This is a genomic window from Mangrovibacterium marinum (assembly GCF_003046625.1).
In the GTDB taxonomy this organism is placed as follows: Bacteria; Bacteroidota; Bacteroidia; order Bacteroidales; family Prolixibacteraceae; genus Mangrovibacterium; species Mangrovibacterium marinum.
On the sequence record NZ_QAAD01000003.1, the window covers coordinates 137,834 to 157,230 of the forward strand.

Here is a 19,397-nt window from a genome sequence, read left to right on the forward strand (position 1 = left end):
TTTAATCGTCTTCTAAAATTTGTTGTACCCGTCCCACTTCGCCGGTTTCCAAACGCACTTTTATACCGTGCGGATGGCTTGACGAGTTGGTCAAAATCCGTTCTACATATCCTTCTGTCAATTCGCCACTGCGCTGATTATGCTTTTCAACGATCATTACATGGCTCTCAATTTTCACATTCGATCTTTTTCGTCCGTCCATACCGATTTATTTTCCACGAAAGTACAAACAAAAAATGTGAAAGCTGAAGATGAATGACGCTCAGCCCCGACGACCGCAAAAAAACAGAGGCCGCCCCGAACGGAACAGCCTCAAATATTATCTTTTGCAATCGATTACGGTATAAACTGCCGGTAATAATTCGCCTTTTCCTTATTATCGAAACGTGTGTAAATATTCGTCAGATAAGTGGCGTAGCTGGCTTTCTGTTCCATTTCCCACAGTTTGGTGAAGCAATCGAGCGACTTCTGAAAGTTTCCGTTAATCACTTTCAGCTCCTGCGTTAAATGCAGGTATTGCAAATGCGTATGTTTTTTCTGGTAGGCCTTCATCTCGGCCTGGTAACTGTCTTCGGCCCTGCGATACAGCGTCTCGCCCAGCCATTCCAAAGCCTTCACATTTTCCGGGTCAGCTTTTACCAGGTCTTGGGCAATAGCCTCAGTCAGGGCGGCATCATCGCCTTTCGACACCATTTTGAAATACTCCACCAGGTATTCTTTTTCGTGCCGTTGCTCGTCGCTCAAGTCCGGCCAGATCGCTTTTGCCTGTTCATCGTTTTTCATCATCGCGTAAAGCTCGAACAAGCGACCATTCACCTGGCTGATCTCCGGGGCCGCCGCATATTTTTCCTTGAAGGTTTCGAGGGCAGTCAGCTCGTTCGGAATTTCATTTTGGCCGCGGTATATTTTGGCCAGCTCCAGCTGCAATTCCGGAGCTGAATAGCCGCCGGCAGCAGCCAGCCCAATCCAGCTTTCAGCCAAATCCTTCCGGTCAGCTTCCAACGCCACATTGGCGGCCTGTGCGTAATTCTCCGCAGCAACTTCGTTTCCTTTTGCCGTTTGCTCATCAAAATAAGCGTTCCACGACTCAGCCGCTGCAAGGTAATTTCCTTCGGTCTCCATCTGCCGGGCTACATCCTGATGCATCACCATCACTTTTCCCGTGCTACACGAGGCCGAAAACACGGTCAGTGCCATAGCCATCAATCCAATACTTTGTCTAATTCTACTCATATTTTTTCTGTTTATTTTTCAATACGTCTTCTCCCCGACATCAGTCTTCCGCCAGGTTCGCTGATTCAATTTCTGTTTTGAAAATGATCCACTACTATGTAAAAGGAAACTAAATCGAAATTGCGTTAATCGAATGACACAAAAATATTACAAATGACATTCCATGCCAAAACGAAAGGCCACGGCGATCATCGGATCGACATAAACAACTGGAAAACACACACAAGCAACAACAAAAAGCCGACACTGATGGCTAAGCCGTAAAACGAGCCATTATCAGATTGATAATCCACCGCCCCATTTTGAAACCACCGGCACTACAAAACAACGCTTCCGGCGGAGATAAAAAAGCGAATCAACCAGCTCCGACAAACCCAAAAAGCCACCGGTGCGAACAACCGATGGCTTCATCAAATATTGCTTATCACATATCTGCTTAGTTAATCAGCTCGACGCTGCGACGCACAAACTTATCCAGATCGGCGCCTTTAAGCAGGCCATTGGCCAACAGTGCCAAGTCAACCAGTTGTTTTGCAAGCTTGCTGTCTTTACCAAAAGCGTCCAGTTTGCTGCGCTTATCGGCTTCCAGCTCGGTGATTTTCTTGCTCACATCATCCAGCTTTTCTTTGTCAGCGGCAGGAATTTCTTCATCCTTCTTGCCTTCTTTCGCTTTCTCCAGGCTTTCCTGTTCTGCTTTCAAGGTCGCAAGCGCTGCATTCGTTGTTTCAAGCTCGGCGCTCAAGGCTGCATCTTTTTCGGCCAACACCTTTTTCACCAGCGGATGATCGGTATTCACCACCAGATTCAGGCTTTCGGGCATATCGCCGTAAAAATTCATGCCACCGCCACCTTGCAGTTTGCTCATATCTTTCATGCGACGCATAAATTCGTTGCGGGTGATCACCATAGGCTGACCGCTCTCGCCCATCGCTTTAAAGTCGATCATGTAATTAACGCCGTTGTTGGCCGGGCAAACCGCCTGAAACACGGGGCTCAGCTCTTCGCGTTCTTCCATGCTCAGCTTTTCGCTTTGATCTTCTTTGGCAATTAAGTTATCAACCACGTCCGAGTCGATGCGCACAAATCGTTTCTTCTGATCGTTTTGCTCGAACTTATTAATCAGGTGAGTCGACAATACATCATCCATCACGATGACATCGTAACCTTTATTTTTCGCTTCCTGAATAAATGTATATTGCTCTTCTTCGTTGCTGGCATACAGATAAATCAGATTTCCATCCTTATCGGTTTGGCTGTCCTTAATCAAGGTCTCATACTCGCTACTGGTGAAATATTTACCTTCGGTATTTTTAAACAAGAAGAAATCCTTTGCTTTATCTTCGAACTTCTCTTCGGTAAGCATTCCGTATTCAATGAAGATCTTCAGGTCGTCCCATTTCTTCTCGAAATCTTCGCGGCTGTCTTTGAAAAGTTGTTGCAAACGATCGGCCACCTTTTTGGTAACGTGGCTGCTGATCTTCTTCACATTCGAGTCGCTTTGCAGGTACGAACGCGACACGTTCAACGGAATATCCGGCGAGTCGATCACCCCGTGCAACAGGGTCAGGAAGTCGGGCACAATGCCTTCAACCGAGTCGGTAACAAATACCTGGTTACAGTAAAGCTGAATCTTGTTCTTCTGAACCTCGATGGTATTTTTCAGTTTGGGGAAATACAAAATACCAGTCAGGTTGAAGGGATAGTCCACATTCAGGTGAATGTTGAACAACGGTTCTTCACCAAAAGGATACAACTGCCGATAGAAAGACGCATAATCCTCCTCTTTCAAATCCACCGGCTTTTTCGTCCAGGCCGGGCTCGGATCGTTAATTTGATTGTCCTCGTCGGTTTCCACTTCTTTTCCGTCTTTCCAATCCGTTTTCTTGCCGAAAACAACCGGAATTGGTAAAAACTTACAGTATTTATTCAGGATTTCGTCCAGGCGGGCTTTGTTCAGGAACTCTTCCGACTCTTCATTCACATACATGATAATGTCGGTTCCCACCTCGGCGCGTTCTGCTTCTTCCAGGATATACTCCGGACTTCCGTCGCATTCCCAACGTACGGCTTGTGCACCTTCTTTGTACGATTTCGTCACCACTTCAACCTTGTGCGAAACCATAAAGGACGAATAGAAACCCAAACCGAAGTGACCAATGATGGCATTGGCATCGTTCTTATATTTTTCAAGGAATTCGTTTGCTCCGGAGAAAGCAATCTGGTTGATGTACTTTTCAACCTCTTCGGCAGTCATCCCGATACCGTTATCCGAAACAGTGATGGTTTTCTTGTCCGCATCGAATGCAACACGCACTTTCGCATTTTCAACCGAAACTGCTGTTTCGCCGCGCGCAGCCAAAGTCTTCAGCTTCTGCGTAGCATCCACCGCGTTCGAAACAATCTCGCGCAGGAAAATATCATGATCAGAATACAGGAATTTTTTAATAATCGGGAATAAGTTGTCGCTTGATACGCCAATTTTACCTTTTTGCATCGTCGTCATATTTTTAAATTTTAAACTTCGAATTTTTGATTTTACCCCTGCTCTTTTTCAAAGCCTGTGCCAAGCTGCAAATGTGACGAATTGTCACCTCCTGTAAAAAAAACGTCGCCACAGCCACTTTCTGCCCGGTCAGATTTCAGAAAAAGTGACACCATTCGTGCTGCGAAAAAAGAGACAAAATCATCTTATTAAGGATATCGATTTGATTTACTGAACTCATAAATTTCATCTATTAGTCATAGAATAAATCAGTTTGACGAGCATTGATTTCGTCCGTATGTTTGCAGCAGACAAATTGAAAAACAAACATTTAAAATTTAAAGAATATGTCACAGATTGGTAAACAAATCGTCGATTTCAAAGTACAAGCTTACGTAAACAACGGCTTCCAGGAAGTATCCAAACAAGATGTTTTAGGCAAATGGTCTGTCTTCTTCTTCTACCCTGCCGACTTCACTTTTGTATGTCCTACTGAGTTGGAAGATTTAGCCGACCTATACGATCAGTTTAAAGTAACCGGCGCTGAAATTTACTCGGTTTCAACCGACACGCATTTCGTGCACAAAGCATGGCAAGATGCTTCCGAAACCATCAAAAAAATTCAATATCCGATGCTGGGCGACCCAACAGGTGTTTTATCACGAGGTTTCGATGTAATGATTGAAGAAGCCGGTTTGGCCGAACGCGGAACGTTCATCGTCAATCCCGAAGGCGAAATTGTAGCTTACGAAGTTGTTGCCGGCAATGTAGGTCGTAACGCCGAAGAATTGCTTCGCCGACTGAAAGCCCTTCAATTTGTAGCAAGCCACGACGGTGAAGTTTGCCCTGCAAAATGGAAAGAAGGCGCTGAAACCCTGAAACCAAGCATCGATTTGGTTGGAAAAATCTAATTGATACGTCAAAGTCATAACAACATTCGGGGAGAATTAAGTCAATTAATTCTCCCTTTTTTATCCTTAAAACCATGTTAGATCAAGCATTAAAAGACCAGGTAAAAGGGATTTTTGCCGGTCTGCAAAACAAGTATACCTTCCTGATTTCGGTTGTCCCGAACCACCCTTCCAAGGCTGAAATAAGAAGCCTGCTGGACGATGTGGCATCCTGTTCGGAAAAGCTGGATGTTCAGGAAACCGAAGGAGACGCGCTGTCGTTTTCGATTCTGAAAAACGGGGAAGCCAGTCGCTTCGTGTTCCGCGCCGTACCCACAGGGCACGAATTTACCACCCTCTTGCTGGCCATTCTGAACCAGGATGGTATTGGCAAAAACCTGCCCGATGCGCTGATGGCTGATCGAATCAAGGGAATTCACAAGCCGATACATCTCAAAAGTTACATCTCGCTGAGCTGCACCAACTGCCCCGACGTGGTTCAGGCTCTGAATATCCTGTCGATTCTGAACCCCAATATTCAGCACGAAATTATTGACGGTGGCATCAACAAAGCCGAAGCCGAGCAACTGAATATCCAGGCCGTGCCAACCGTTTATGCCAATGGCGAACAACTGCACGTTGGCCGCTCGTCGCTGGGCGAACTGCTGGGCAAAATTGAAGCACTGAGCGGAACCGAGTTTAATACTGCCGCAGCTCCGGCCAAAAACTACGATGTAATTGTTGCCGGTGGTGGCCCTGCCGGCGTATCAGCGGCCATATACTCGGCACGCAAAGGTTTTTCAGTTGCTCTGGTAGCCGAGAAAGTGGGCGGCCAGGTAACCGAAACCGTTGATATTGAAAACATGATCTCGGTGCCCAAAACAACCGGTTCGCAGTTGAGTGCCAACCTTAAACTTCACCTCGACGATTATAAAATCGATGTTTTGGAAAACCGCCGCGTTATCGACATCGAGCTGGTTGACGGCGTCAAGAATATTGAAACATCACTGGGTGAAAAGCTCGCAGCCCCGGCGCTGATTATTGCCACCGGTGCTAGCTGGCGAAAACTGAATGTGCCCGGCGAAAGCCAGTACATTGGCTCCGGCGTGGCCTTTTGTACTCACTGCGACGGCCCCTTTTACAAGGGCAAACGCGTGGCTGTAGTCGGAGGTGGCAACTCCGGGCTGGAGGCTGCCATCGACCTTTCGTCGATTGCTTCGGAAGTTACCGTTCTGGAATTTATGGATACGCTGAAAGGCGACCAAGTACTGCAGAAAAAAATTGAAGGACTTCCGAATGTGAAGGTGATTACCTCGGCTCAAACGCTAGAAGTATTAGGCGACGGCAACAAAGTAATTGGCATGAATTTCAAACACCGCAACGACGAGCGGATTGAAAAACTGGAGCTCGATGGCGTTTTCGTGCAGATTGGCTTAACGGCCAACAGCGGCGTTTTTGCCGATCTGGTTGAAACCAACCGCATGGGCGAAATCCTGATCGACGCCAATTGCCGCACCAGCCAGCCGGGGATTTATGCGGCCGGCGACGTATCGCAGGTTCCCTACAAACAAATTGTAATTGCCATGGGCGAAGGCTCCAAAGCAGCCCTTTCGGCATTCGACGATAATATCAAAGGCGTTCAACTCGGCGTAGTTGACGAAGCTTTGGCAAACGCCTGACAGAAAGCTGCCCTTCACGCGGCGGCTTTTTTCTGAAAGTCTTCTTCGGGTGATGCGCCCGCCTGCGGTAGGCTGGTTTTCCAACCGCATCGGGGATGCCTTTGGGATGGCTCCCATCGCCCCCGCTCTGCTTGCAGAGAGGGGACAGAATTGAATCAATTCGACTGGATTGGTTCATTTCAGGGGAGAGTTACGGAGAGCTGCTGGTATGCGCTTTGAAAGTTCCTTCCATGGCGTTTCAGAGCCTGCTTTTTTCTCTCCTACCTTTTCTCAACGCGGATCTTTTGTCCTACCGGACGGGTTTTCATCTTTCTGCAATGGCTTTAGCCATTCAATTTGGGTAGCACCAAAGGCAATACGAAGATTCTCCCGTCCCGTACGGGACGGAATTTCCCCCACGGAAATGCCACAGCTACCCAAATTGCATCCCTCCGGGATTGCAGGAAGCTTTTCGTTTGATTTCGGTCTCTTAAGAAACATCACTCTGTTTCTTTTCTTTATAGCATTTTCGAATGTGAACACTCGATAAAAATAGGCCAACCGGTTCCCAACTTTTTCTCATTGATCAAAACGCCTTCTTTCTTGTTGATGGTGTTTTAGAGCGACAACCCGACAACTTTTGAAAACAACGACAACAGCATCGTCGAAAAATAGTAAACTCTCATTCCTGTTGGTGATTCCCCAGAATCATGTAGGTTTTTTATCCGACTGCCGCAAGGCTTCAACAGGTCGACAGATAGCAACAGGATCAGCGAAGAAATGGAGTCTTACGTTCAAAAAAAACACCCGGACTACTAAATAAAGCAGTAACACGACGAAAAACACAGTATCACGATCAAACAAACCACGACTACTCTCAAATAAGCAGTAGAACGATTAAATAACGTCTCTAAATGCGAATTAAACCAGTCTTACTGGCGAATAACCAGTCGGACTGTCGAAAAACTAGTTGGACTGGCAAATAACCAGCTATACTGGCAATAAAACCAGTTTCACTGCCGAATAACCAGTCAGACTGGCAAAAATACCAGTCCCACTAGTAAATGTTAGTCGTTTCACGATCAACTCAAGCATTCAATTCGAGCAAAAAAGCAATACGACATCATCATCCCACCCCTACGCGTCCGATATTATCCATACGCTTCAAAATAGCAGGAACAAAAGCAAAAACATCATCGCAACTCCCAAAAAATCGCCGGCAACAATTCGGGACACATCGGCCACGAGCATATCCTTCATGAATTAAGGAATGATTAATCTTCCGGCACATTTCATCCCGGCACCGGAGTAATGGCACGAAAGCATATAGCTTTGCGCAAAATTTAAGAAAGTATGTGGGTAATTCTGGCGCTGATTTCAGCGGTTTTATTGGGTTTGTATGATGTTTTCAAAAAACTTTCGTTGAACGACAATGGCGTATTGCCAGTTCTGTTTTTATCAACCGTCACGGCGGCAGTCGTTGTCACCCCTGTTGTACTCGGATCGGCCTGGTTTCCGCAAGCCTTTCAGCAAATTCATCTGTATGTGCCCCCCATCACGGGCCGCGAACATCTGCTGATCTTTATCAAATCGGTTATCGTGGTCGGCAGCTGGATTTTTGCTTTTCACGCCATGAAACACCTGCCCATCACCCTGATCTCGCCCATCCGTGCTACCGGCCCCATCTGGACCCTGATTGGAGCGATCCTGATTTTTCAGGAACGCCTGAACGCCATGCAATGGGTGGGTGTGGCCATCACCCTGTTCTTCTTCTACCTGCTGTCAACAGCCGGCAAGCTCGAAGGCATCAGCTTCCGCCGCAACATCTGGATTTTCTGCATCATTGCCGCCACCCTGCTGGGAGCTGCCAGCGGCCTGTTCGACAAGTACCTGCTGCGCCAAATTGACCGGATTGCCGTGCAAGCCTGGTTTTCGTTTTACCAGGTTGTGGTGATGCTACCCGCCATAGCCCTGTTCCGCTGGCGGCTACCGCGCGAAAAACGCCCCGCTTTTGAGTGGCGCTGGAGCATCCCGCTGATTGCCATTTTTCTGCTCTTCGCCGATTACGCCTATTTCTACTCCTTAAGCATTCCCGATTCGATGATCTCCATCGTGTCAGCTTTACGCCGTGGCGGCGTACTGGTTGCTTTTGTAACCGGAGCCATCCTGTTTCGCGAACGAAATATTAAAAAGAAGGGTCTCTACCTGCTGGGAATTTTACTGGGTATTTTGATTATCAGCTTTGGCACACACTGACAATCCACACCGGGAAGCACTCATTCTTTTGGAATAAAACCGAAAAATGAACTTCTCCCGTTGATTCGGTAACATTTCCTGTTAATTTTAAAGGAAAAAATGGAACGCATACAACTTTTTCAGGGAGACATCACCCAAATGCATGTCGATGCCATTGTAAATGCAGCCAACAAAAGCCTTTTGGGCGGCGGCGGTGTCGACGGAGCAATCCACCGTACGGCAGGACCACGGCTACTCGAAGAATGTCGGAAGCTGAAAGGCTGCGAAACCGGCGAAGCAAAAATAACAGGAGCTTACAAACTCCCCTGTCGCTTTGTGATTCACACGGTTGGACCGGTTTGGTATGGCGGCGAAATTGGCGAAGCAGAGCTGTTGGCCAACGCTTACCGCAACAGCCTGAAACTGGCCAGGGACCATCAGCTAAAAACCATTGCGTTCCCCAATATCAGCACCGGAGTTTACCATTTCCCGAAAGACAAAGCCGCCCAAATAGCGATCCGGACTGTTCGCGAATTTTTGAGCAACAATGCCCTGCCCGAAACCGTGACCTTCTGTGTGTATGACGATGAAAACAGGACCATTTACCAGGACTTGCTTAAACATGAGGCCTAATCAGGCTGTTTCAACAGAAACAGTTGATGCGACACAAAAACGCTGAACACAAGAAAACAGAATACGCACCTGTTATGAAATTCTTTAAAATAGAAATTCAGATTACCTTGTTAACGCTGGTGATAGCAGCCGCTGTTGTGGGCTCGGGCTACCTGGTCTACTCCAGCCTATCGCAAATTATCGATTCAATACACAAAGAAGCACGGCCCGACTACAAACTCCTGCTGATAAAAGATATTGCACTCGACCTGAATGAAGTTGAAAACTCGGTTCGTCTCTACAGTTTAACGGGCAACGAAGATTTCATCTACAACTTCCACCAACTAACCAAGCAGGTGCACGTGAAGCTGAATGATCTGGAAGATTATGCTATTCCGGAGACTAACGAACTGCAGCAGATTGATTCGATCCGGATGCTCTCGAACCGCAAACTGGTACTGTGGACGCAAATCCGGAACCTGCACAAACAAAAGATTCAGGAACCATCCACCAGCTTGCTCAGCCAGCTATCCTCTAAAATTGATACCGTTTTCATTCAGCCCGATACCATTACATTTGAAAAACCACAAAAAGCCGGCTTTTTTAAACGCCTGGGGCGTGCCTTTAGCAAACAGGATACGGCCACGCAGGCGCCTGTCATCATTGATAAACAGGAAGAAAAAGAACAACTCAAACAAGAGATTGCCGAGGTGGAACAACAAATGAGCTCGTCCAACCGCGAGCTGCAACGACAGGAAAAAAAGTTGCTCGAAAACAACATTCTTGCAACAAACCAAATTAACCGGCTGATTGCACAGCTGGAACAAAAAGAACAGCGCCGTCTGGAAAGCAAAACCGAAGAGGCCGACCTCATGGCCGCTCAAATTTATCGACGCATCGTCCTCTTCACCGGGGCCTCGGTACTGTTGCTCACCATTGTGCTGATCCTGTTCTTCCGCAACCTGAAGTACACCAAAGCCTATCAGACGATGCTGCAACGGGCGCGCCGCGATGCCGAAAGCCTGGCCAAAGCCAAAGAACGGTTCGTGGCCACCGTGAGCCACGAGATGCGCACACCGCTGAACGCCATCTTCGGACTGAGCGAACAAATGCTGCAACGCCCGACATCAGCCGATTTAAAGCAGGACCTGACCATTGTGCAAAGCTCGGCCCAACACCTGATCCGCTTAGTCAACGACACGCTTGATTTCTCGAAAACGGAATCGCAAACGATGACCTTCGAAGAGCTTGATTTTGCCCCCTCGGAACTGCTTCGCGAGATCATTCGCCTGCACCAAGGTCCGGCAGAAGAAAAAGGCCTTCAACTGGAATTGAAAGATTCGCTCCCCACCAAACGGGTGTACAAGGGCGACCCCATACGCCTGAAGCAAATCCTGATCAACCTGTTTACCAATGCCATCAAATTCACCGAAACCGGAGGCGTAAGCCTGGAAGCATGCGAAGAAAAATTAAGCGACGGACAATTCAAGCTCGTTGTTGATGTGGTCGATTCGGGAGCTGGCATGCCCGGCGATCAGCTCGACAAAATATTCGAGGCCTTCGTTCAGCTGGATGGCAAAAACGCACAAAAACACCGCGGTGCCGGGCTAGGGCTGGCGATCGTGAAAAAACTGGTCGATCTGCAAGGCGGACAAATTGCCGTAAAAAGCCTGGTTGGTAAAGGCACCCGTTTTTCCTTTGAAATTCCCTATGCCGAAGGTGATCCGCAAAAGCTGGAGCAAGCCTCTGCGGCGACTTTCGAAATTCCCGACTGGTTCAGCCAGCTACGCATCCTGCTGGTTGACGATGAAGAGTTCAACCGCCATCTTTTAAAAAATATCCTGAAGAAATGGCAAATCCAATTCGACGAAGCACAGAACGGACTGGAAGCCCTGGCCAACTATCAACAGCAATCGTACAATTTGGTATTGATGGATCGGCGAATGCCGGAGATAGACGGACTGGAAGCCAGCAAACAAATTCTCGAATCCGACCATTCGGCCAATATCGTGCTCTTAACCGCAACCAACCAGCAAGAAGATGAAGCCGAATATCAACAAATCGGGATCAAACAGGTGGTCCGGAAACCCTTTCCGCAGCGGGTTCTATTCGAGTTGATTATTCAGCTAAAGGACCAACTCCTCGCTACCGGGCAGCGTAACACGGAAGCAACCGAGGATAATTTCGACCTGGAGAATCTAAAATCAACCTTCGGTGGCGATGAGCAATTTATGCAGGAAATGATCGAACTCTTTATCAGTTCGGCCCAAAAATGTTTGATTTCGCTGGATGCAGCCTTCGCCAATCAGGACCGGAACAGCCTGACTGAAGCAGCCCACAAACTGGCCGCACCTACCAAACATCTGATGGCCACCGAGCTTTACAAGCAACTAAAATCGCTTGAACAAGAAGGAGAAACAGGCGATTGGAACGAATTAAAAGCCCAAATTGAGCAAACGAAACGACAAATCCACCAGCTGATCGATCAGCTAAACCGGGAGATCCGTTAGCCCCCGAAGGATTCTCAAAATGAGAATTTCGATCAAAATCAATCTATTTATTACTAACTTGCCGCCCTGGAAAACAAATTAAACGCCGCGTATGTCAGAGAAAGCCTTTAAAATATTTGTCGTTGAAGACGATGAATGGTACCGCAGATTACTAATACACAACCTATCGCTAAACCCAGATTACGAAATACAGGCCTTCGAAAATGGCAAAGACTGCCTGGCCCGCCTGGATGAGCAACCCGACCTGATTACACTCGACTATCGACTGCCCGACATGAAGGGCTTGGATATCCTGAAGCAGGTGAAAGCCATGAATGAAGATATCCAGGTCATTCTGATTTCCGAACAGGATGATATATCCGTTGTTGTTGAACTACTGAAAGAAGGTGCCTACGACTACATTGTCAAGTCGCGCGATATTAAAGAGCGCCTGTTGAATACGGTCCACAACATCCGCACCCGAACTGCCCTCAAGCAAGAGATCAGCAGCCTGCGCAAAGAGGTTAAGAAGAAGTACAGCTATCAAAATACCATCATTGGCAACAGTCAGGCGACACAACATATTTTCGAACTGATTGACAAAGCTACGCGCACCAACATCACCGTGACAGTTACCGGCGAGACCGGAACCGGAAAGGAGCTGGTTGCCAAAGCCATCCACTATAATTCGAACCGGGCTAAAATGCCCTTTGTTGCAGTTAATGTGGCGGCTATCCCCAAAGACCTGATTGAAAGCGAACTGTTTGGCCACGAAAAAGGTTCGTTTACCGGAGCCAACTTCCGGCGGATTGGAAAATTTGAAGAAGCCGACGGGGGAACGCTTTTCTTAGACGAAATGGCCGAAATGGACATCTCCCTGCAGGCAAAACTGCTCCGCGCCCTGCAAGAGCGGGAGATCATCCGCATTGGCAGTAATGCGCCGGTAAAGATTGACTGCCGCATTATTATTGCCACCAACCGAAACCTGCTGGAAGAAGTGAAGCTCGGAAATTTCCGCCAGGATTTGTACTACCGCCTTTACGGCCTTCCCATTGAGTTGCCGCCGCTGAGAGCCCGCGGAAACGACATCGTCATGTTGGCCAAACACTTTATACAACAGTTTTGCGCCGAAAACAAGATGAACAACAAAAGCCTCAGCGCCGAAGCCTCAAAAAAACTTATGAGCTATGCATTTCCCGGAAACATTCGCGAGCTGAAATCAATTATGGAGCTGGCCGTTACGCTCTGCGATCAGGACGAGATAAGCACCGATCATATTTTGTTTGGAGGTGGCCACGATGCCATGGCCGATATCACCAGCCGGGAAATGACCCTGCGCGAATACGACATCCAGATTGTAAAAACTTTTCTGAAAAAATACGACAACAACACCAAACTGGTGGCCGAAAAGCTGGACATTGGCGTTGCAACCATCTACCGGATGCTGAAAGAAGATAAAGCTTCCTGATCAGCTCCGCCCAAAAAAATTGAAAGCGAATGGGTCACCGACCGGTTCGCTTTTTTTAGATCCCACTGGTTTTCATTTTGAAAAAAACAAGCTCCTCAGTATCATATTGAAAAAGAAAGAGCAATCGCCCAGAATCACAAATAACTATCGACCAGAACTTTACTCCACAAGCATTTCATCTGGCATATCCTTTGGCTATATCGTGGCACAACACGTTTGAAGCGAGTTGAAAATTACAAACTAATAAAATGGAGAGTTATACCATGGATAAAAAACAAGTAAAAACAATTGCAATTGCAGCTGCACTATTGGTAGTTGCAATTTTGGGCGGAGTATACGTTTACACGCAGAAAGAAGCACAACTAAAGTCTTTAACTTCGGAAAAGACTGCACTGATTGAAGAAATGCAAGCGAAAGATTCGTTAATGAACGATCTGGAAAGCACCTTTACGGAAATTGAAAACAGCTTAACCTTCATTAAAGAAAAACGAAGCAACCTGTCAATTGAAGAAGGCGAAGGCGTTCAGAATCAAAAAAAGGAGCTGATTGCTGATATCGCGTTGATGAATACCATGTTGAATGAGAGCAGCAAAAAAATTGAAGAACTGGAAGCGAAATTGAAAAAATCAGGCGTTAACCTGCGCGCTTTCGAAAAACGCATTGCTGCCCTGAACAAGGATATCAACACGCAAAACACACAAATTGCCGAATTGAAGCAACTGGTGGAGCAAAAAGACTTTCAGATTACTGAACTCGAAACAAAAATCACCGAACAGAACGACTTCCTGGCCAGTCAGACCGACTCCCTGACTAAAGAATCGGAACGTTTGGTAGAACGTACCAACGAGCTAAACACGGCACACGTAGCCTACGGAACGTATACCGAGCTGAAAGAAAAAGGACTGCTGGTGAAAGAAGGTGGTATTTTAGGTCTGGCGGCCAACAAAGTTGTGAACAACCAGCTTGACGAAGACTACTTCACAACCATCGATATCCGCGACACCAAAATCATTCCTCTGCACTCGAAAAAAGCACAGGTGATTTCAGAACACCCGGCCGAGTCGTACTCATTGGTTGAAGAAGATGGCCAGATTGCCTACCTGCAAATCGACAATCCGGACGAATTCTGGAAGATTTCAAAATACGCAGTCATCGAGGTGAAATAAACATCCCGTTGTCCATAGAAAACGAAATTCGATAAAAATATTTAAAAGATCCCTTACCTCGAATAATTGCGTTTAACAAGCAAGAAGCCGTCACTACAATCAGTGACGGCTTCGCTATTTTTATCCTCGCTCAGCAACCGAAAATAGCAGAATCAGCCTACCGCACATCTGCTTATTTCCGACCATTATCCACGGGCAATTTCAGTCAAACAGAGCCGATTTACCGGGCTAAAGTTGTGTTCGTTATTCCTCAAACAACTGATTCAATGCACCAAAATAATCTTCCTCCCAACCTTCAGCAATATTTTGGTAAGCCTCATCCGGAATATTAATCTGACGAACTTCCATGCTGGTTCCCCCCTTATGCTGATGAAGCTTAATAGTCACCAGCGAGTTTTCCTCTTCGCCAAAATACCACTCCTGAACAATCTTTTGGTTCGGAACAAACTCAATATTCCGACCGCAGATTGCACCATCCCAAATTGAAAACTCGGTTCCGGGAACCGTTTCCATTTGTGCAGGCTCTCCGGTCCATATTTCAATCATCAACTGATTGGTCAACGCGTTGTACACATCTTCAGGTGCTGCTGTAATTTGAAAATACTTTTTATACTCTTTCATATTTTTGATCTCTAGTTCAATCGTTCCCGCTTATAAACCGGTTTGTTCAACGAATAGGTAAAACCAATGGTTACAAACTCCTTCAACTGCCATTTGGGTTTATAAATTGTATTCCCGTCGGCATCAACCTTATTGGTGGCAAATGTAACATTGTCGTCGTAAACCAGGTGAAACAAGGCTTGCATATTAATAAAAGTGCTCAACTTAAAGGTGAAGGTATTTTCCCAGTCTACGTCGAATTTCGAGAAGGGAGCATTGTAGTTGATGAACATCTTGTACTTCGTTTGCAACGAAATATCCGGCGTGAGCTCCTTTTTAAAGCTCAAATCGGCGTTCAGACCGCCTTCCCACAAACGTCTCTTATCTTCATCGATCCCGAAATTTGTTTGATCGATACGCGCCGTATCGCGTACAAATACGGTTTTGGACGTTAAGGGCGATAGAAACAAGGAGAAATTTTTATTGGGTTTATAATCGAGACCCAGCTTAATCAATGTTTTGGCGGGCGACAAAAATCCGGAGATCACAGTCTCGCGATCGGGATACTTGAACCCATTGAAAAACTGGGTTTCAAAGTCGAGCTCGGCTGAATAATACCACTTTTTGTAGGCCTGAATACCGTAGCGGGTGGTTATTTCAAATTTATCATCATTTTTCTGAACTCCATCATCCGATGGTTTCAACCAGCCATTTCGAATTTCGAGCGAGTTCTCCCACTTGGTTTTATTCGACGAATAATTTGCAAAGCCCTTCATTACAAACAACAAGGCAAATGAGCTTGTCCCGCCCGATTTCCAGTTATTGTAATACGTTTGGGTTAGTCCGGTATTAAAATTCCCCCCCAGCGTCCAGGGCGTAATCACTTTAAAGCGCTTATCAACTTTGTCAAGTGCCTTGGGCAGTTCAATCTTGTTAAAGGCGAAGTCCTTTTTCTGGCGTTGCGAGAAGCGGGTAAATGTCACCCCATCGTCAATTAAAAAGCGAAGAGAATTGCGGTTTAAGGCTTGAATACGAACGCCCAACGAATCGTCTTGTTCGTTTTTGATAAACAAGCGTGACTGACCAGGATAGCTATTGCTCAAAAATACCTCAACCGAGTCGCTTGCCGAGTTATGCAGCCAAAGCGGCAACTGTTCTGCATCGACAAAATTCCGGAGAATGCGCAAACTGCTGGCTACCGAGTCGTTCACGGCCATCATCACTTGTTCGTTATATGCCCGCAACAGAGCGATATTGCGTTGTTTCACCGAGTCGGAGAACAACTTTTGCTCGCGGGCCGAATATTGCCGAATGTATTCCTCGCGATAAGCTTCGGTTACTGAATCGACATATTGCTTGATCACAAAATTGTTATACTTCTGACGAGCCTCTTCCAAAATGGCTCTTTTGGTGCTGTCCAGACTCTGCAAACGCTTAAAATCCGCCGGACTCGTAATTAAGGAGTCGGGTAACGCACCAAAAGCACTCAAACTGTCGGGCATGGTCACATAGCTGGTCCCCAAAAGCTGATTACTTTCGTCCTCCTTCAACGTTTTCACTTTCCCCTCGATATTAGTCAGCAGCTGCTCCGGAACGGCAATCTGATCTTTGTGAATATTATCCCGCACCGAACGGTCGATCCGGGCCAACTCTTCCTGTAGCTGCACGTGCGACATAAAGCCGGGAACCATCAAACTGTCGGCCACATTTTCGGTGGTTCTGAAAAAATACCGTTCGCCCAACAAATCGTAAGCATCCAACCGCTTCACCAACGAGTCGACACGATCGTTTTCAATGTATTGAATTAATCCGCGGATTTGGGTTTCCAAGCCGGAGCTCTGCGGATACCAATTGCCCTGCCGGCTTAATAAATGATTTAAATAATTGATACTGACCTCAACGGAATCCTGCTGTGCTTGTCGCCCAATCAGGTCGGTAGCCCGAAGATTTTGCAAAGAAGAAAACACGAGAATTCCTGACAGAATAAATCTGAACTTCATAATTTTAATCGTTTATATGGCTTAAAAACAATTTTGCACGCTACTTTTTGATCATGAATTGCTAACGGACTAACGATCGTTTTTCCACTCACAATAAGGGTTCTGAGCCAGACATGAATTGTGAAAACGTCGATCTTCACTCACCTCCTCCGCCACCCAATCGGGCAGCCGGACTACTTCGTCAGCGTTTGAAAGTTCTATCTCAGCAATAATCAAGCCAGCATTGGCTCCGGAAAATACATCCACCTCCCATTTCTTGCCATCAAAATCGATCAGATGTCGCACCTTTTCAATGGCCGGCCACACCGCCAATCCGATCATCTGCCGGGCATCCTCAACGGGTATTTCATATTCAAATTCGGCCCGGCTAATACCCTCGGGTTTGCTTTTGATGGTCAAAAATGCGTTGTCGCCACCAATGCGTACACGTACTGTTCGCTCGGGATCAGCGCATAAGTAGGCCTGAATGATTTCGATTTGCGAGTCGCTATCGGGTACAAAATCTGCCTTAACTAAAAACTTCCGTTCTATTTCAACAGCCATTTTCCACTTCCATTTTTTTTGATTCTGCAAAGATAACAGGCTGCTCCAATGTCTGAACCATTTCGCCGGATTGATCGCAAAGAATAAACCTAGCCTTAATTTCCGGACTTACTTATCCGTTTAGCATTCCATGGCGACCAAAGGTGCTGCAAAACAGGCTTTCTTCAGCAAAATGAACGAAGATCGTCATACATTTACAATCCATTGTTCTTTATCTTTAACGAAAACCGAAATACTCATCCTGCTTGAGGATAGTTTTCCGAATGCTTCCCCGGTCTTTTTAAAAGACGACGCTCTTCTCAAATTTTCAGCGAGCTGCAATTTTTTCATCCAAAATCAACGACAATATGAATCCGATAAACGATCTGATTAAGCAATTAACCGAACAACATGGGCGAAAACGGGAAAGCCTGCTCCCGATTTTGCAGGGCGTTATCGAACAGGAAAAATACCTCTCGGAGTACGCCATGATTGAAATTGCGCGGGCGATGGATCTACCCACAGCTGAAGTATACGGCACGGCAACATTCTACTCTTTTATGGAGCATCGCAAAGCCGGAACCTATATCATTCGGGTGTGCAAAACAATCACCTGCTCCATGAAAGGGAAAAACCAAATTCTGCAAACCATCGAGGATATGCTCAAAATCAGCTTGGGCGAAACCACTCCCGATGGGCGTTTCTCCTTGTTACAGACCAACTGTCTGGGATGGTGTCACAAAGCTCCGGCTATGTTAATCAACGACGAAGTGTTTACCGATCTCACGCCCGAGAAAGTCCGGGAAATTCTGAAAACATTCCTTCAAACCACTCAAAACTAAAATCATGGCATTCGACACTTATTTACTCAAAAGAGCCGATTTCATTTTCAAGGATGAAGAGGATTGGAAAAATATACTAACCCGCACATTAAAACTACCGCCCAATGCAATCATCAACGAGCTGATGAGCTCCGAACTGAAGGGCCGGGGTGGCGCCGGCTTTCCCACTGGCCTGAAATGGAAACTTACGGCCGAAGCTCCGGGAAACGAAAAATACATCATCTGCAACGCCGATGAAGGCGAGCCCGGCACCTTTAAAGACCGCGAGATCCTCACCTTGGTGCCCCACAAAGTGTTAACGGCAATGGCCGTTTGTGCTCATGTCATCGGAGCCCAACAAGGATACATCTATCTCCGGGGCGAGTACAAATACCTGGTTGAACAACTCAACCAGGCAATCGATGAATTTCATACAATCTGCCAGTCGCTCGGTTGTCAATTTACCATCCGGATCTTTCTGGGCAGCGGAGCCTATATTTGTGGCGAAGAAACCGCCCTTTTCGAATCGATGGAAGGCAAACGCGGAGAACCCCGCAACAAGCCGCCCTACCCCACCCAAGTCGGCTACAAAAATTGCCCAACCGTTATCAATAATGTTGAAACACTGGCGCACGCCTTCACCATTTTTAAATACGGCGCTAAAAAATTCTACGACCTGGGCGTCCAATATTCGCGCGGATCAAAACTATTTTCAGTGTCGGGCGACACCCCAAAACCGGGAATCTACGAACTGGAACTGGGCATGAGCCTGGAGGATTTTGTCAATGAATTTGGGGATGGCGACACCAAAGCCGTACAAGTTGGCGGAGCCTCCGGATTTTTGGTTCCCCGCAAAAAATTTAAGGCTACCGCCATCGGCTACAAAGGCAAGCTCTCGGGCATTTCCCTTCCCACCGGCGGCTCCATGATGTTGTTCAATAGCTCCCGGTCGATGTACAATGTGCTGGACAACTACCTGGAGTTTTTCAGGGAGGAAAGCTGTGGACAATGCACCCCTTGCCGGGTTGGCTGCCAGCAATTATACCAGGGTATTAAAGCCGTTAAGCGCGGCGAAAAACCGGCAGGCTACCTCGACAAATTGCTGAAACTAACCGAAACCATGAAACTGACCGCCAAATGTGGGCTGGGCCAATCGGTGGCCAATTCATTCTCGTCGATTGTCGAGAATTTCAGAGAAGAAATGATTTACTAAACCTTCAC

15 protein-coding genes are annotated in these 19,397 nt (G+C 46.7%); 9 read left to right on the forward strand and 6 right to left on the reverse strand.

The features are described 5' to 3' along the window. Window position 1: 1 nt before the first annotated feature. From C8N47_RS03835 to htpG, 3 genes are all read right to left on the reverse strand, one after another. Window positions 2–202 (reverse strand): YwbE family protein, encoded by a 201-nt coding sequence (locus C8N47_RS03835; protein ID WP_107821200.1) that lies wholly within the window; start codon window positions 200–202, stop codon window positions 2–4. Window positions 203–336: 134 nt separating this feature from the next. Next, window positions 337–1,233 carry a tetratricopeptide repeat protein gene (locus C8N47_RS03840; protein WP_146161425.1) on the reverse strand — a complete coding sequence of 299 codons (897 nt, stop codon included), beginning with the start codon at window positions 1,231–1,233 and terminating at the stop codon, window positions 337–339. Window positions 1,234–1,669: 436 nt separating this feature from the next. Beyond that, entirely contained in the window at window positions 1,670–3,727 is a 2,058-nt protein-coding gene (gene htpG, locus C8N47_RS03845; protein WP_107821202.1) for a molecular chaperone HtpG, read from the reverse strand. Window positions 3,728–4,062: 335 nt separating this feature from the next. Here htpG and ahpC point away from each other — a divergent pair, with 335 nt between their 5' ends. The 7 genes from ahpC (at window position 4,063) to C8N47_RS03885 (ending at window position 14,233) form a co-directional block, all read left to right on the forward strand. Then, window positions 4,063–4,626: an alkyl hydroperoxide reductase subunit C gene (gene ahpC / locus C8N47_RS03850; protein ID WP_107821203.1), complete on the forward strand. Its 564-nt coding sequence runs from the start codon at window positions 4,063–4,065 to the stop codon at window positions 4,624–4,626. 74 nt (window positions 4,627–4,700) lie between these two features. Then, window positions 4,701–6,284: an alkyl hydroperoxide reductase subunit F gene (gene ahpF, locus C8N47_RS03855; protein WP_107821204.1), complete on the forward strand. Its 1,584-nt coding sequence runs from the start codon at window positions 4,701–4,703 to the stop codon at window positions 6,282–6,284. A gap of 1,332 nt (window positions 6,285–7,616) precedes the next feature. After that, a complete protein-coding gene (locus tag C8N47_RS03865; protein ID WP_107821206.1) occupies window positions 7,617–8,519 on the forward strand; it encodes an EamA family transporter in 903 nt (300 codons plus the stop codon). 99 nt (window positions 8,520–8,618) lie between these two features. Then, entirely contained in the window at window positions 8,619–9,131 is a 513-nt protein-coding gene (locus tag C8N47_RS03870; RefSeq protein ID WP_107821207.1) for an O-acetyl-ADP-ribose deacetylase, read from the forward strand. Between the two features lie 74 nt (window positions 9,132–9,205). After that, the gene (locus C8N47_RS03875; RefSeq protein ID WP_170111276.1) at window positions 9,206–11,620 is read left to right on the forward strand and encodes a response regulator; all 2,415 of its coding nucleotides are present in this window, start codon (window positions 9,206–9,208) and stop codon (window positions 11,618–11,620) included. Window positions 11,621–11,711: 91 nt separating this feature from the next. Then, window positions 11,712–13,067, forward strand: coding sequence for a sigma-54-dependent transcriptional regulator (locus tag C8N47_RS03880; protein WP_107821209.1), 1,356 nt, complete (start codon window positions 11,712–11,714; stop codon window positions 13,065–13,067). A 263-nt stretch (window positions 13,068–13,330) separates the two neighbouring features. Continuing rightward, window positions 13,331–14,233, forward strand: coding sequence for a Cbp1 family collagen-binding glycoprotein adhesin (locus tag C8N47_RS03885; protein WP_146161426.1), 903 nt, complete (start codon window positions 13,331–13,333; stop codon window positions 14,231–14,233). Between the two features lie 243 nt (window positions 14,234–14,476). Here C8N47_RS03885 and C8N47_RS03890 read toward each other — a convergent pair whose 3' ends face one another. The 3 genes from C8N47_RS03890 to C8N47_RS03900 all read right to left on the reverse strand — a co-directional run bounded on the left by C8N47_RS03890 (window position 14,477) and on the right by C8N47_RS03900 (window position 17,376). Further along, the gene (locus C8N47_RS03890; RefSeq protein WP_107821211.1) at window positions 14,477–14,854 is read right to left on the reverse strand and encodes an SRPBCC domain-containing protein; all 378 of its coding nucleotides are present in this window, start codon (window positions 14,852–14,854) and stop codon (window positions 14,477–14,479) included. A gap of 11 nt (window positions 14,855–14,865) precedes the next feature. Next, the gene (locus C8N47_RS03895; protein ID WP_107821212.1) at window positions 14,866–16,833 is read right to left on the reverse strand and encodes a DUF3078 domain-containing protein; all 1,968 of its coding nucleotides are present in this window, start codon (window positions 16,831–16,833) and stop codon (window positions 14,866–14,868) included. A 69-nt stretch (window positions 16,834–16,902) separates the two neighbouring features. Further along, window positions 16,903–17,376, reverse strand: coding sequence for a CYTH domain-containing protein (locus C8N47_RS03900; protein ID WP_107821213.1), 474 nt, complete (start codon window positions 17,374–17,376; stop codon window positions 16,903–16,905). Window positions 17,377–17,723: 347 nt separating this feature from the next. Here C8N47_RS03900 and C8N47_RS03905 point away from each other — a divergent pair, with 347 nt between their 5' ends. Together C8N47_RS03905 and C8N47_RS03910 are read left to right on the forward strand one after the other, a co-directional pair. Continuing rightward, entirely contained in the window at window positions 17,724–18,197 is a 474-nt protein-coding gene (locus C8N47_RS03905) for an NADH-quinone oxidoreductase subunit NuoE family protein (protein WP_107821214.1), read from the forward strand. Window positions 18,198–18,201: 4 nt separating this feature from the next. Continuing rightward, window positions 18,202–19,389, forward strand: coding sequence for a complex I 51 kDa subunit family protein (locus C8N47_RS03910; protein ID WP_107821215.1), 1,188 nt, complete (start codon window positions 18,202–18,204; stop codon window positions 19,387–19,389). Window positions 19,390–19,397: the final 8 nt, after the last annotated feature.

What these genes read in the sequence shown, in the direction of transcription:
- ahpF (WP_107821204.1), top strand. Translation starts at nt 4,701, where the DNA reads ATGTTAGATCAAGCATTAAAAGACCAGGTAAAAGGGATTTTTGCCGGT.
- C8N47_RS03900 (WP_107821213.1), bottom strand. Translation starts at nt 17,376, where the DNA reads ATGGCTGTTGAAATAGAACGGAAGTTTTTAGTTAAGGCAGATTTTGTA.
- htpG (WP_107821202.1), bottom strand. Translation starts at nt 3,727, where the DNA reads ATGCAAAAAGGTAAAATTGGCGTATCAAGCGACAACTTATTCCCGATT.
- C8N47_RS03905 (WP_107821214.1), top strand. Translation starts at nt 17,724, where the DNA reads ATGAATCCGATAAACGATCTGATTAAGCAATTAACCGAACAACATGGG.
- C8N47_RS03835 (WP_107821200.1), bottom strand. Translation starts at nt 202, where the DNA reads ATGGACGGACGAAAAAGATCGAATGTGAAAATTGAGAGCCATGTAATG.
- C8N47_RS03840 (WP_146161425.1), bottom strand. Translation starts at nt 1,233, where the DNA reads ATGAGTAGAATTAGACAAAGTATTGGATTGATGGCTATGGCACTGACC.
- C8N47_RS03890 (WP_107821211.1), bottom strand. Translation starts at nt 14,854, where the DNA reads ATGAAAGAGTATAAAAAGTATTTTCAAATTACAGCAGCACCTGAAGAT.
- ahpC (WP_107821203.1), top strand. Translation starts at nt 4,063, where the DNA reads ATGTCACAGATTGGTAAACAAATCGTCGATTTCAAAGTACAAGCTTAC.
- C8N47_RS03875 (WP_170111276.1), top strand. Translation starts at nt 9,206, where the DNA reads ATGAAATTCTTTAAAATAGAAATTCAGATTACCTTGTTAACGCTGGTG.
- C8N47_RS03910 (WP_107821215.1), top strand. Translation starts at nt 18,202, where the DNA reads ATGGCATTCGACACTTATTTACTCAAAAGAGCCGATTTCATTTTCAAG.
- C8N47_RS03885 (WP_146161426.1), top strand. Translation starts at nt 13,331, where the DNA reads ATGGATAAAAAACAAGTAAAAACAATTGCAATTGCAGCTGCACTATTG.
- C8N47_RS03870 (WP_107821207.1), top strand. Translation starts at nt 8,619, where the DNA reads ATGGAACGCATACAACTTTTTCAGGGAGACATCACCCAAATGCATGTC.
- C8N47_RS03895 (WP_107821212.1), bottom strand. Translation starts at nt 16,833, where the DNA reads ATGAAGTTCAGATTTATTCTGTCAGGAATTCTCGTGTTTTCTTCTTTG.
- C8N47_RS03880 (WP_107821209.1), top strand. Translation starts at nt 11,712, where the DNA reads ATGTCAGAGAAAGCCTTTAAAATATTTGTCGTTGAAGACGATGAATGG.
- C8N47_RS03865 (WP_107821206.1), top strand. Translation starts at nt 7,617, where the DNA reads ATGTGGGTAATTCTGGCGCTGATTTCAGCGGTTTTATTGGGTTTGTAT.